We start from the raw sequence: 12,878 nt of genomic DNA on the forward strand, positions 1-12,878 counted from the left end.
ATCGCCACGACCGGCACCGCCACCCACGGCGATGCCGACGTGACTGGCGGCCTCAGGCCGCCTGCACGATATGTAGCGCCCTGGGATTGCGCCAGGTCGCCAGCAGCCGCGCTTCGCGCTGCTTGGCGTCGTGCAGGTGCGCTTCCTTGACGTGGCCATAGCCGCGGATGTGTTCCGGGATGCTGGCGATCTGCACCGCCAGCGCCAGGTTGTCCGCCTGCAACCGCTGCAGCAGTTCGTCCACGGTGGCGAGGTAGTCGGCGATCAACTGCCGTTCGCCGCGCCGCTCGGCACTGTAGCCGAACACGTCGAAGGCACCGCCGCGCAGGCGGCGCAGTTTGGCCAGCCACTTGAACGCGGTGAACATCCACGGGCCGTATTCGCGCTTGCGCAGCCGGCCCTGCGCGTCCTTCTTCGCCAACAGCGGCGGCGCCAGGTGGAAACGCAGCCGGTAGTCGCCCTCGAACTGCGCCTGCACCTGCTGCGCGAACGCGCCGCTGGTGTACAGCCGCGCCACTTCGTACTCGTCCTTGTAGGCCATCAGCTTGAACGCATAACGCGCCACCGCTTCGGTCAGCGCAGTCGAGGCCGGGGCCACGCGCTGCTCGGCGGCGCGCACGCGCTCCACCAGCGCGCTGTAGCGTGCGGCGTAGGCGGCGTCCTGGTAGTCGACCAGGAAGGCATGGCGGCGCGCGACCAGTTCGTGCAGCGAGCGCGACAGGCGGCTGTCGTCCAGCGGCGCGTGGCCGGTGTCGCCGCTGTCGGCGGCGGCCGGCAGCTCGCGCGCCGGACGCGGATTGGGCGGATTGCGCGGGGCGGTGCTGGCGCCGGCCTCGTGGCCTTCCCACTCGCCCGGCGGCAGTTGCTGCAGGCCCAGCGCCTGGCGTTCGCCCTCATCCGCGGTCGGATCGGCGAGACCCGCCGCGCGTCGCACCGCCGGCAGGTCCAGCGCCGCCAGGCGGCCCCAGGCGAACGCCTGCTGGTTCATCGCCACGGCCGCGCCATTGAGCTCGATCGCGCGCATCAGTGCGGCGTGCGACAGCGGCACCAGGCCCTGCTGCCAGGCGTAGCCGAGCATGAACAGGTTGCTGGCGATGGCGTCGCCGAGCAGCGCGGTGGCCAGTTGCGTGGCGTCGAGCAGCAGCGGGTCGCGCCCGCCCAGCGCCAGGCGCACGCCGGCAATGATCTCGGCGGCGGGGAACTGCATGTCCGGATGCGTGGTGAAGGTGCCGGGCATCGCCTCGTAGCTGTTGAGCACCACCTGCGAGCGATCGCCGCGCACCTTGGACAGCGCCCAGTAGTCGTTGACCACCACCATGTCGCAGCCCAGCACCAGGTCGGCCTCGCCGGCGGCGATGCGCACCGCGTGCAGGTCCTCCGGCTGCCGCGCCAGGCGGATGTGCGTGGTGACGGCGCCGCCCTTCTGCGCCAGGCCGGTCTGGTCGAGCACGCTGGCACCCTTGCCCTCCAGGTGCCCGGCCATGCCCAGCAGCGCGCCGATGGTGACCACGCCGGTGCCGCCGACGCCGGTGATGAGGATGTTCCAGGGCTGGCGCAGGTCGCTGCGGAAGTTCGGCGCCGGCAGTTGTTCCAGCAGCGCTGCGGCCTCGGTCTTGCGGCCCTTGCGCGGCTGCCCGCCGTGCACGGTGACGAAGCTGGGGCAGAACCCGGACACGCAGGAATAGTCCTTGTTGCAGCTGGACTGGTCGATCTGGCGCTTGCGTCCGTACTCGGTCTCCTTCGGCAGTACCGACACGCAGAAGCTCTTCTCGCCGCAGTCGCCGCAGCCCTCGCACACCAGCGAGTTGACCAGCACGCGCTTGGGCGGATCGGGCAGCTTGCCGCGCTTGCGCCGGCGCCGCTTCTCGGTGGCGCAGGTCTGGTCGTAGATCAGCACGCTGGTGCCCTTGACCTCGCGCAGGCGCCGCTGCACCGCGTCCAGCTCGCTGCGGTCGTGGAAGTCCACGTCGCTGGGGAACAGCTCGCGGCGCCGCGTCCACTTGCCGATGTCGTCGCTGACCAGGGCGATGGTGTGCACGCCTTCGGCACGCATCTGCCGGGCGATGTCGGGCACGCTGAGGGTGCCGTCCACCGGCTGCCCGCCGGTCATCGCCACCGCGTCGTTGTAGAGGATCTTGTAGGTGATGTTGACCCCGGCGGCGATCGACTGGCGGATCGCCAGCGAGCCGCTGTGGAAATAGGTGCCGTCGCCCAGGTTCTGGAACACGTGCGGGGTGTCGGTGAACGGCGCCTGCCCGGCCCAGGTGACGCCTTCGCCGCCCATGTGGGTGAAGGTATCGGTGGCGCGGTCCATCCACGTCACCATGTAGTGGCAGCCGATGCCGGCCATCGCCCGCGACCCCTCCGGCACCACCGTGGAGGTGTTGTGCGGGCAGCCGGAGCAGTAGTGCGGCACACGCGGGAAGTTGGCGCGCGGCAGCGCCATTTCCGCTTCCTTGGCCTCCATCCAGCGCAGTCGTTGCTCGATCGACGCGGTGTCGAGCGCAGCGGACTGCGGCAGGCGCAGGATGCGCTTGCCGATCACCCCGGCGATGGTGGCCGGGGTCAGTTCGCCGGTGGACGGCAGGATCCATTCGCCGGCCTCGTCGTACTTGCCGACGATGCTCGGGCGCGGGCCGGCGCTGGCCGGCCAGTTGTAGAACTGCTCCTTCATCTGCCGCTCGATGAAGGCCTTCTTCTCCTCCACCACGACGATGTCCTGCAGCCCGCGCGCGAACGCGGCGATGCCCAGCGGCTCCAGCGGCCAGGTCATGCCCACCTTGTACACGCGGATGCCGATGCGCGCGCAGGCGTCGGCGTCCAGGCCCAGGTATTCCAGCGCCTGCAGCACGTCCAGGTAGCTCTTGCCGGTGGTGACGATGCCCAGTCGCGCCTGCGGCGCGTCCATCACCGTGCGGTCGATGCCGTTGGCGCGGGCGAAGGCCTGCGCGGCGCGCACGGCGTAGCGGTGCAGGCGCATCTCCTGGTCCAGCGGCGGATCCGGCCAGCGGATGTTGAGGCCACCCGGCGGCAGTTCGAAATCCTCCGGCAGCACGATCTGCCGCGCGAACGGATCCACCTGCACCGAGGCCGAGGATTCCACCGTCTCGGCGATGGTCTTGAAGCCGATCCAGCGCCCGGTGTAGCGGCTCATCGCCCAGCCGAGCAGGCCCATGTCGAGGATGTCCTGCACGCCGGCCGGATTGAGCACCGGCATCATCGCGCTGACGAACTCGTCCTCCGAGCCGTGCGGCAGGGTCGAGCTGCGGCAGGCATGGTCGTCGGCGGCCAGCGCCAGCACGCCGCCGTGGCGCGAGGTGCCGGCGGCGTTGCCGTGCTTGAACACGTCGCCGCAGCGGTCCACGCCCGGGCCCTTGCCGTACCACATGGCGTACACGCCATCCACGCGCGCGCCGGGGAAGAGATTGGTCTGCTGCGTGCCCCAGACCATGGTCGCGCCCAGGTCCTCGTTGAGCCCGGGCTTGAACACCACCTTGGCCGCGTCCAGGTGCTTGCGCGCGCGCCACAGTTCCAGGTCGAACCCGCCCAGCGGGCTGCCGCGGTAGCCGCTGACGAAGCCGCCGGTGTTCAGCCCGGCGGCGCGGTCGCGCAGTTGCTGCATCAATGGCAGCCGCACCAGCGCCTGCACGCCGGACAGATAGATGCGGCCATCGGTGCGGGTGTACTTGTCTTCCAGCGTATAGCCGGTATCCACGCCGTCGGCAGCCGCTGCGGCGAGGGAGGACGACGGACGCGGATCGGCGATGCGGTTCATGGCTTGCCCGGAAATGGAAGGCTGGCGCGCGCGCAGCGCCTGCCGCGCGCGATCGCCCCGATTGTATCAGCGGCGATTTTTGCGCTCGTTCTCGTCCACGGCGGCGCGGGCACGGTAGGATGGGACCTGGGTGAGGGGATCACTCCAGGGGATTGCAGCAGTGAAGGCATACACATACGCAGTGGCCGCGATGCTGGCCTGCATCGGTCTGGCCACCGCGGCCAGCGTGCGGGCGCAGGCATTGCCGGCACCGAAAGAGTTCTATTTCGACGAAGACCGCAGCACCACGCGTCCGGTGACCGCCATCGCCGGCAGCGGCGAGGCCCTGGTCGATCGCCTGGCCAGCACCGTGCAGCGCAACCCCGACGCCAACGAGGCGCGCGCCCAATTGGCCGGCATCGCCATGGCCGGCGGCCGCCGGGAACTGGGCGAACAGTTGTACCAGGCGGCGCTGCATGGCCTGCCCGCCGGCATGCAGCGGCGCCAGGTGCAGTGGAACTACGGCTGGGACCTGCTGCGCGCCGGCGACCCGGGGCGCGCGTTGAACGAGTGGAGCGCCCTGGTCAACGGCCGCCCGGCGGCACCGGACTGGATCCCGCCGACCCTGGCGCTGGCACTGTGGCGGTTGCAGCGCAAGGACGAGGCGGTGAAGTGGTACGCCGCGGCGGCACGCACCTGGCCGGACAAGTGGGGCGCCGGCGCCGATTTCGCCGCGCTGCTGCCGACCTGGCGCGACGACGAGCGCGCCACCCTGGCCGAGGTGCAGGCCGCCTGGAAGGCCGCGCCGCCCGCCTGGCCCTGAGCCGGCGCGCAGCGCGCCCGCCGCGGCAGGGCAGGGCGCGCGTCGAGGCCTGCGTCGAAGGCGATGCGGCTGTCGCCTTCGCGTTTCCTGCCGTTTGAGGCGCAACGCCAACGCGTCGCACCGTGCGTGGTGCGGCCCGCGCAGGCGCTGCCGACGCGGCGCTGGTGGTCCGGCATGCCCCGCGCGTGGCGGATCACGATCGCCATCGTTGATCTGCCGCGCGCCGGCACGTCGACGCGGCCGCGGCGGCCGCGCCTCCATCGCGTCCACACAGCGCATGCGATGATGCGGGCCGATTCTCGTCGAGTTGCGTTGTCGCGATGGCCTTCGATGCCTTTGCCCTGATTCTGGCCATGCTGGCGCTCGGCAAGCTGTTCGCGCGCCTGCGCGTATTGCCGGCCAACACCACCGAAGTGCTCAACGGCGTGGTGCTGTACCTGTGCCTGCCCGCCTCGGTGCTGATCTACGTGCCGCGCCTGCAGTTCAACCTGGACCTGCTCGGGCTGATGCTGACCCCATGGCTGCTGACCGGCGTGAGCGTGCTGGCGATGCTGGCCTTGCGCGGGCCGCTGCGGCTGCGCCGCGAGCAGCAGGCGGTGCTGCTGCTGTGCGTGGCGCTGGCCAATTCCAGCTTCATCGGCTACCCGATGGTGCGCGCACTGCTCGGCGAAGCGGCCTTGCCGTATGCGGTGGTCTACGACCAGTTCGGCACCTTCGTGCTGCTGTCCAGCTTCGGCCTGTACGTGCTGGCGCGCTACAGCGGCGAGGCGCCGCCGTCGCCGCGGCAGACCTTGTTACGCATGGCGCGTTTCCCGCCGCTGTGGGCGCTGGCGTTCGCGCTGACCCTGATGCCGGCGCAGCCGCCGGCCTGGATCGCCTCCGGCCTGCAGCACCTGGCCGACGCGATGCTGCCGCTGGTGATGCTGGCGGTGGGCTTCTCGATCCAGTTGCGGCTGCCGCGCGAGGAACTGGCGCCGCTCGCCGCTGGCCTGGTCTTGAAGCTGCTGCTGTTGCCCGCCCTGGCCTGGCCGCTGTCGTTGGCGCTGGGCCTGCGCGGGCAGGCGCTGCAGGCCAACGTGCTGGAGTCGGCGATGCCGACCATGATCACCGCCGCGCTGCTGGCGATCTCGCATCGCCTCGCCCCGCGACTGGCCGCGGCCCTGGTCGGCTACGGCATCCTGCTGTCGCTGGTCACCTTGCCGGCCTGGGCGTGGGTGTTGGGGGCGTTGCGGTAGTGGCGGCGCGACGCCTGGCGTCGCGCGGCATGGCGTCGGGGCGGAAGGGCGGCGCTTCGTCGGCATTGCGTGCGCCTCCGTACCCTCATCCGCCCCTGCGGGGCACCTTCTCCCGATGGGAGAAGGGAGAAGCCGCTAGCCCCTCTCTCCCCGGGAGAGGGGTTGGGGTGAGGGTCGGGCCCAGCCTCGTACTGCGGCATCACCCGATCTCGCCCACCGCCCGCCGCTAATCCGCCGGCACCGTCCGCCCGCTGGCCCAACTGCGCAGCGCCTGCACCTGTTCGGCCATCAGCACTGACAGCGGCCGGGTGCCGCGGATCTCCTGCATCAGCAGTTCGGTGTCCAGCGGCCGCTGTTCGGCGTGCGCGGCGTACAGCCCGGAGACGATCGCTTGCTCGATCTCCGCACCGGAAAACCCGTCCGCCGCCGCGGCCAGCGCCGACAGCGCGAACGCATCCGCGTGCAGTTGCCGCCGGGTCAGGTGCAGGCGCAACAGCTCCACCCGGGCCTGCGGATCGGGCAGGTCGACGAAGAAGATCTCGTCGAAGCGGCCCTTGCGCAGCAGTTCCGCCGGCAGCTCGTGCACCTGGTTGGCGGTGGCGACGATGAACACCCCGGCGCTGCCGTCGGCGTTGCCGCGTTCGGCCATCCAGGTCAGCAGCGTGCCGAGCACGCGCCGCGACACGCCGCCGTCCTCGCCGCCGCTGGCCAGGCCCTTCTCGATCTCGTCCATCCACAGCACGCACGGCGCCAGTTGCTCGACCGCGGCCAGCGCGTCGCGCAGGTTCTTCTCGGTCTCGCCGTGGTACTTGGCATACAGCGCGCCCATGTCCAGGCGCAGCAGCGGCACGCCGAACCCGGCCGCGGTGGCCTTGGCCAGCATCGACTTGCCGCAGCCCTGCACGCCGAGCAGCAGCACGCCCTTGGGCGGGTCCAGCCCCGGCGGTGCGGTGCCGGCGAACACCGCGCGGCGCTGCGCGATCCACTGCTTGAGCCGGCGCGCACCGGCCACGTCCTCGAAGCGCGTGGCATCGTTGTCGTACTGCAGGTGGCCGCTGCGGTTGAGCAGTTCGAACTTGAGCTTGGCCAGTTGCGGCAGGTCGGATGCGGTGAGCGCGCCGTCGGCGTAGATCAGTTGGCGGGCGATGCGCCGCGCATCGATCAGGCTGAGCCCGCGCAGGTTGCGCAGGATCTGCTTGACCGCCTCGCCGTCGACCTCGACCCGGCGTCCGCCGAATTCGCGCGCGTAGCCCTGCGCTTCCTCCTGCACCATCTTCAGCAGCGCGTTGGCATCGGGCAGGCGCGGATTGAAGCGGGTGGCCAGCGCCTCGAGTTCGGGCGGCAGTTCGATGCGCGTGCCGATCAGCACCAGCACGTGCGGCTGGCAATGGCGGCGCTCGACGATGTCGCGCAGCAGGCGCTGGTGGCTGGCATAGCCCAGGTACGGGGTGACGTCGAGCAACAGGTAGATGCCGCGCTGATCGGCCTGCTTGATCGCCTGCAGCACCGCGCTGGCGTCCGGCGGCCCGCTCGGCGGGTCCTCGCGGTCCAGGTCGATGCGGCGCAGGCCCTCGGTGATCGACCAGCGGTGCAGGGCGCGCCAGACCTGCATCAAGGCCTGCCGGAACAGGTCGACGATGCGCGCCTCCTCCTGCGTCTCGATCACGATCAGGGGCGTGTTGGCGCGGATCAGCGCGACCAGGTCCTGCAATTCGCTCATGGCATTGGAGGCCGAAGGGGGCCGCCACGATAGCAAGCCCGGCGGCGGGCGGCGTGCTGCGCGTTGACTACCGGCTGACGTAGGGCCGGTGTACGCTCCGGCTTCTTCCCCCGGAAGCGAGGCGTGCATGAAGACGATCCTGGTGGCCGGCTCCAAGGGCGGCGTGGGCAAGACCACGGTCGCCACGCACCTGGCGGCGTCCTACGCGCTGGCCGGCAAGCGCACGGTGCTGGCCGATGCCGATCCGCAGGGCTCCTCGACCCGCTGGGCCGAACGCCGCGCCGGGCTGGACAGCGCGGTGCTGCCGATCGACGCCAGCCGCAAGCGCAGCTGGCGCGCGGCCCTGCCCGACGATGCGCAGCGGGTGATCGTCGACGCCGCCGCCGGCGCCATGGCCGAGGATCTGGGCCACTTCCTCGAGGAGGCCGACGCGGTGGTGGTGCCGGTGATGCCGTCGGCGCTGGACATCGACGCCACCGTCGGCTTCCTCAACACCCTGGCCAAGGTGCCGCGGGTGCATCAGCGCAAGCTGCCGGTCGGGCTGGTGCTCAACCGCAGCAAGCCCTGGACCAATGCCACCCAGCAGGCGCTGCAGATGCTCGCCGACTGGCCCTACCCGGTGGTGGCGCAACTGCGCGACAGCCAGGCCTACGTGGTGCTGGTGGGGCTGGGCCGCAGCCTGTTCGATTACCACTCCGTCCAGGTCCGCGACCATCAGCAGGACTGGGAACCGTTGCTCAAGTGGCTCAAGAAGGCCTGACCGATGACCATCGTTTTGCGAGAAGTGATCCTGCTGCGCCATGCCCACGCCGAACCGGCCGACACCGGCCAGGCCGATTTCGACCGGCCGCTGTCCCCGCACGGCCTGGCCGAGGCCGAAGCGGCCGGGCGCTGGCTGCTGGAGCAGCGGTTGGTGCCGGACCGGGTGCTGTGTTCGCCGGCGCGGCGCGCGCGCGAGACCCTGGAGGCGGTGCTGGGCCTGACCGGCTACGTCGAGCAGCGCCTGGAGCCGCGCATCTACGAGGCCACCTCCGGCACCCTGGCCGATCTGCTGGATGGCCACCGCGACGTCGAGCGGCTGCTGCTGGTCGGCCACAACCCGGGCCTGGAGCGGCTGGCGGCGCTGATGCACAGCGGCCAGTCCGGCGACTACCGCGGCATGCCCACCGCCAGCGTCGCCGTGCTCGGGGTGCCGCACGACGCGGCGATCGAGCCGGGCGTGGCGCGGTTGACCGCGTTCTGGTGGCCCTGAGCGCGCTGCGCAGGTCCCTGCGGCCGGCGCTGTGCGCCGCGCTGCTGCCGTTGTGTCTGTGGTGCGCCACCGTCCATGCGCAGGTCACGCCTGCGCCGCTGGCGCCCGGCGAGTATGGCCTGGACCCGGCGCAGTCGCGCTTCGGGTTCGAGATCCGGACCCGCTTCGGCCAACGCATCGAAGGCTTCTTCCCGCGCTACGAGGGCACCGTGCACGTGCTGCCCGATGGGCGCCACCAGGTGCACCTGCGCCTGTTCACCGCCTACGTGGAGATTCCCGGCAAGCCGCGCTACACCGGCTGGATGCGCGGCGAGGATTTCTTCGACGCGCCACGCTACCCCACCGTGTCCTTCGACTCGCAGCCGTTCTCGCCGCAGGTGCTGGGCAAGGGCGGGCCGGTGCCTGGCACGTTGAGCATCCGCGGGATCAGCCACGCCGAGACGCTGACCGTCATGCCGGCCGCATGCACCCGCCCAGGCTATGATTGCGATGTCATCAGCCGCGGTACGGTATTGCGTGGACGTTACGGAATGGACAAGTGGGATCTGGCCTTGAGCGACCGGGTCACGTTCGTGCTGCGCGCACGCCTGACCGAGGCGGCCCCTCGGTGACATCGCGGCTGATGCGGGTGCTGGTGGTGGTGGCGCTGCTGCTCGGCAGCGGCTGCGCGAGCCTGTCGCAGGCGCAGCACGGTCGTGCCGTGGCGATCGCCGAAGCCGCGCGCGACCGCCAGGTCGACTGCACGCGCGGGGACCACTGCGCGCTGGCCTCGCCGCTGCGCGGGCTGGCCGGCAAGGCCTTCGCCCAGTCCGGCGACGGCGCGCCGCGGCATTACGCCACCATCCTCGACCATGGCGAAGAGGCGCTGGTGGCGCGGGTCAACCTGATCCGCAGCGCCAGCCGCAGCATCGACCTGCAGACCTACATCTTCGACAAGGACGACAGCGCACGGCTGGTGATGGACGAGCTGCTGGCCGCGGCGCGGCGCGGGGTCAAGGTGCGGGTGCTGATCGACCAGCTCTCGGCGATCTCCGACCTGCAGATCCTCGGCGCGCTGGCCGGCGCGCACGAGAACTTCTCGCTGCGCATCTACAACCCCACCTTCGGCCTGGCCAAGCCCAACTACTTCCACTACGCGGCCAGCGTGCTGTGCTGCTTCCGCCGCTTCAACCAGCGCATGCACAACAAGCTGCTGGTGATCGACGATGCGATCGGCGTGGTCGGCGGGCGCAACTACCAGGACGATTACTACGACTGGGACGCCGAGTACAACTTCCGCGACCGCGACGTGCTGGTCGCCGGTCCCGTGGCGCGGTCGATGGCCGCCAACTTCGATGCGTACTGGGCGGCGCGACGCAGCGTGCCGGTGGCACGGCTCAACGACGTCGGCAAGCTGCTGCTGCGCGAGGGCGTGCCGGCGATGCCGCCGGCGCAGTTCCTGCGCCCGGAGCGGGTGCAGCGGGTCAGCGAGGAAGCGGCCGATCCGGCCTTTGTGGAGAATGCCTTCGTGCTGCCGGCCTTGCCGGTCAAGCACGTGGACTACGTCGCCGACCTGCCGCAGAAGCACCGCCGCGAGCACGGCCCCAAGGCCATTTCCACCGCGCCCAAGCTCGACCGGCTGATCGCCGAGGCGCGCGAGGAGATCATCCTGCAGACGCCGTACCTGGTGCTGTCGGACCCGGCGCAGGAGATCTTCCGCGACCTGCGCAAGCGCACCCCGCCGCCGCGCGTGGTGGTGGCCACCAACAGTCTGGCGGCCACCGACAACCCGGTGGTGTACGCGCTGTCCTACAAGTACAAGCGCCGCAACCTGCGCGAGCTCGGCTTCGACATCTACGAGTACAAGCCATTCCCGCTGGACGCGCCGGTGGACTACGCCAACCTGCTGCCGGCACCGCTGCAGGGCGAGCTGCCGTCCGCGCCGGCCAGCGGCGAAAGCGGCGGCGATACGCGCAGCGGGCGCAACACGCTGCTGGGCGGCAGCGCCGCCGGGCGCAGTTCGCTGCTCGGCAGCGGCAGTGGTGGGCCATCCGGCGGCCGCGGCGACGGCAGCCAGGTCGAGCGTCGCGTGCTGCGCACCGAGACCCGCCCGTCCTACTTGAGCCGGCGCATCGCCAACCGGCCGTTGCCGGTGACCCGCGAGGGCGCGCGCATGGGCCTGCACGCCAAGTCGCTGGTGGTGGACCGCCGCGTCGGCGTGATCGGCACCCACAACTTCGACCCGCGCAGCGAGACCTACAACACCGAAGGCGCGGTGATCGTCGACGATCCGGCGTTCGCGCAGGCGCTGGCGGCCAGCATCGGCCGCGACATCGAGCCGGAGAATTCCTGGGTGGTGGCGCCGCGGGTCAAGCCGCCGGTGCTGTCGGGCCTGAACTACAGCATGGGCAAGGTCTCCGAGGCGCTGCCGGTGCTGGACTTCTGGCCATGGCGCTACGCCACCGACTACGATTTCCAGCCCGGCCCCGACTGCCCGGCGCCGCTGACCCGGCGCGATCCCGGCTTCCACCGCTGCTACAAGGCGGTCGGCGATTTCCCCGAGGTCAACGTCGGCCCCAAGTGGCTGCTGGTGCGCATGTTGACCGCGTTCGGCTCGGGGCTGGTGCCGATTCTTTGAGTCGCCGGGAGTGGGGATTCGGGATTGGGGATTCGTAAAAGCAGATCCCCCGCGACCGGATGCCCCGTGCAGGCGCGATAATGTCAGTGCAGGGGATGCCGCTGTTGCCCATCCCCACTCCCGAATCCCCAATCCCGGCCTCCCAATGTCCTTTCGCGCACCTGCCGATCTTGCCGCCCTCAACGCCGATTGCCGCGACACCCTGATCGCGCACCTGGGCATCGTCTTTACCGAGGCCGGGCCGGACTGGCTGCGGGCGACGATGCCGGTGGACGCGCGCACGCGGCAGCCGTACGGGCTGCTGCACGGCGGTGCGTCGGTGGTGCTGGCCGAGAGCCTGGGCAGCACCGCCGGCAACCTGTGCGTGGAGCCGGGGCGCATCTGCGTGGGCCTGGAGATCAACGCCAACCACCTGCGCGCCGCGCGCAGCGGCGTGGTCACCGGCACCGCGCGGCCGCTGCACGTGGGCCGCAGCACCCAGGTGTGGGAAATCCACATCGAGGACGCGGCAGGCAAGCCGGTGTGCGTGTCGCGGTTGACCCTGGCGGTGGTCAATCGCGGCTGAGCCCGGTCGATGGCTGAACCCCGCCGTGGCGCGCGCTGCCGCGGCGGCGTCTTCGGGCTGACACAATTCTCCGCTAGGCCCTCGCTTCCGGTACCCTTATCCGAATGAGCGAGTTCTCCCCACCCGCCATGCGCCAATACGGTGGGGCGCTGCGCTGGGTTCGTTACGGCTACCGCGTGCCGCTGCTGGCGTTGCATGTGCTGTTGTCGCTGCCGTTCCTGCTGGTGTGCATGGCGCTGTCGCCCGGCCGTGCCGGCACCGAGTCCTTCGGCGACCGCATGGTCTGCTGGTGGTCGACCTGGTTGCTGCGCATCTTCGGCCTGCGCGTGCGCCGCATCGGCGCGCCGCTGCCCAATCCGGTGCTGTTCGTCGCCAACCACGTCAGCTGGATCGACATCGTGATGCTGCACAGTCAGCGCATGATGGGCTTCGTCGCCAAGCGCGAGATCGCCGGCTGGCCGCTGGTCGGCTGGCTGGCCGCACGCGGGCAGACCATCTTCCACCAGCGCGGCAGCACCGAGTCGCTGGGCGGGGTGCTGCAGGCGATGCTGGAGCGGCTGCGCTCCGGGTGCTCGGTCGGCGTGTTCCCGGAAGGGCGCACCCGCGGTGGCCAGGACGTCGGGCCGTTCCACGCGCGCATCTTCCAGGCCGCGGTCGAGGCCGAGGTGGCGGTGCAGCCGGTGGCCCTGCGCTACGGCGCCGGCGGCTCCGCGCAGCAGATCGTCGCCTTCGGCCCGCACGAGAGTTTCTTCGCCAACTTCCTGCGCCTGCTCGGCGAGCCGGGGCGGGTGGCCGAGGTGCATTTCCTGGAGCCGATCCGGCTGCAGGACGTGGAGGGGCGTCGGCGCATCGCCGAGACCTCGCGCGCGCGCATCGTCACGGCGATGGCACAACCCTGAACACCGGGACACC

Annotated in this window: 10 protein-coding genes; 8 read left to right on the top strand and 2 right to left on the bottom strand. The window is 71.0% G+C overall.

Annotated elements, in window-relative coordinates; translation table 11 throughout:
* Window positions 1–52: 52 nt before the first annotated feature.
* Complete coding sequence (locus M3U25_RS16395; protein ID WP_355502148.1) at window positions 53–3,775, bottom strand: indolepyruvate ferredoxin oxidoreductase family protein; 3,723 nt, start codon at window positions 3,773–3,775, stop codon at window positions 53–55.
* A gap of 190 nt (window positions 3,776–3,965) precedes the next feature.
* Between M3U25_RS16395 and M3U25_RS16400 the strand changes: the two genes are divergently transcribed.
* Both M3U25_RS16400 and M3U25_RS16405 read left to right on the top strand, forming a co-directional pair.
* The gene (locus tag M3U25_RS16400; RefSeq protein WP_242159270.1) at window positions 3,966–4,577 is read left to right on the top strand and encodes a tetratricopeptide repeat protein; all 612 of its coding nucleotides are present in this window, start codon (window positions 3,966–3,968) and stop codon (window positions 4,575–4,577) included.
* Window positions 4,578–4,897: 320 nt separating this feature from the next.
* Window positions 4,898–5,812 (top strand): AEC family transporter, encoded by a 915-nt coding sequence (locus tag M3U25_RS16405; RefSeq protein WP_242159096.1) that lies wholly within the window; start codon window positions 4,898–4,900, stop codon window positions 5,810–5,812.
* Window positions 5,813–6,038: 226 nt separating this feature from the next.
* On the opposite strand, the gene M3U25_RS16410 is transcribed toward M3U25_RS16405, so the two are convergent.
* Entirely contained in the window at window positions 6,039–7,532 is a 1,494-nt protein-coding gene (locus M3U25_RS16410; RefSeq protein WP_242159097.1) for an AAA family ATPase, read from the bottom strand.
* 127 nt (window positions 7,533–7,659) lie between these two features.
* Between M3U25_RS16410 and M3U25_RS16415 the strand changes: the two genes are divergently transcribed.
* The 6 genes from M3U25_RS16415 (at window position 7,660) to M3U25_RS16440 (ending at window position 12,865) form a co-directional block, all read left to right on the top strand.
* Window positions 7,660–8,292 carry a ParA family protein gene (locus M3U25_RS16415; protein WP_160947918.1) on the top strand — a complete coding sequence of 211 codons (633 nt, stop codon included), beginning with the start codon at window positions 7,660–7,662 and terminating at the stop codon, window positions 8,290–8,292.
* A gap of 15 nt (window positions 8,293–8,307) precedes the next feature.
* Entirely contained in the window at window positions 8,308–8,784 is a 477-nt protein-coding gene (locus M3U25_RS16420; RefSeq protein ID WP_160947952.1) for a histidine phosphatase family protein, read from the top strand.
* A 98-nt stretch (window positions 8,785–8,882) separates the two neighbouring features.
* Window positions 8,883–9,395 (top strand): YceI family protein, encoded by a 513-nt coding sequence (locus M3U25_RS16425; RefSeq protein ID WP_260114912.1) that lies wholly within the window; start codon window positions 8,883–8,885, stop codon window positions 9,393–9,395.
* An 11-nt stretch (window positions 9,396–9,406) separates the two neighbouring features.
* The gene (locus M3U25_RS16430) at window positions 9,407–11,401 is read left to right on the top strand and encodes a phospholipase D family protein (protein ID WP_355502309.1); all 1,995 of its coding nucleotides are present in this window, start codon (window positions 9,407–9,409) and stop codon (window positions 11,399–11,401) included.
* A 145-nt stretch (window positions 11,402–11,546) separates the two neighbouring features.
* The gene (locus M3U25_RS16435) at window positions 11,547–11,966 is read left to right on the top strand and encodes a hotdog fold thioesterase (RefSeq protein ID WP_355502154.1); all 420 of its coding nucleotides are present in this window, start codon (window positions 11,547–11,549) and stop codon (window positions 11,964–11,966) included.
* A 104-nt stretch (window positions 11,967–12,070) separates the two neighbouring features.
* Window positions 12,071–12,865, top strand: a complete 795-nt coding sequence (locus M3U25_RS16440) for a lysophospholipid acyltransferase family protein (protein ID WP_355502157.1) — start codon at window positions 12,071–12,073, stop codon at window positions 12,863–12,865.
* Window positions 12,866–12,878 lie beyond the last annotated feature (13 nt).

This window comes from Xanthomonas sp. PPL134 (assembly GCF_040595915.1).
In the GTDB taxonomy this organism is placed as follows: Bacteria; Pseudomonadota; Gammaproteobacteria; order Xanthomonadales; family Xanthomonadaceae; genus Xanthomonas_A; species Xanthomonas_A indica.

Bases quoted from the DNA above. Each gene is read 5' to 3' on its own strand.
- M3U25_RS16395 (WP_355502148.1), bottom strand. From the start codon at position 3,775: ATGAACCGCATCGCCGATCCGCGTCCGTCGTCCTCCCTCGCCGCAGCG.
- M3U25_RS16400 (WP_242159270.1), top strand. From the start codon at position 3,966: ATGCTGGCCTGCATCGGTCTGGCCACCGCGGCCAGCGTGCGGGCGCAG.
- M3U25_RS16405 (WP_242159096.1), top strand. From the start codon at position 4,898: ATGGCCTTCGATGCCTTTGCCCTGATTCTGGCCATGCTGGCGCTCGGC.
- M3U25_RS16410 (WP_242159097.1), bottom strand. From the start codon at position 7,532: ATGAGCGAATTGCAGGACCTGGTCGCGCTGATCCGCGCCAACACGCCC.
- M3U25_RS16415 (WP_160947918.1), top strand. From the start codon at position 7,660: ATGAAGACGATCCTGGTGGCCGGCTCCAAGGGCGGCGTGGGCAAGACC.
- M3U25_RS16430 (WP_355502309.1), top strand. From the start codon at position 9,407: ATGCGGGTGCTGGTGGTGGTGGCGCTGCTGCTCGGCAGCGGCTGCGCG.
- M3U25_RS16435 (WP_355502154.1), top strand. From the start codon at position 11,547: ATGTCCTTTCGCGCACCTGCCGATCTTGCCGCCCTCAACGCCGATTGC.
- M3U25_RS16440 (WP_355502157.1), top strand. From the start codon at position 12,071: ATGAGCGAGTTCTCCCCACCCGCCATGCGCCAATACGGTGGGGCGCTG.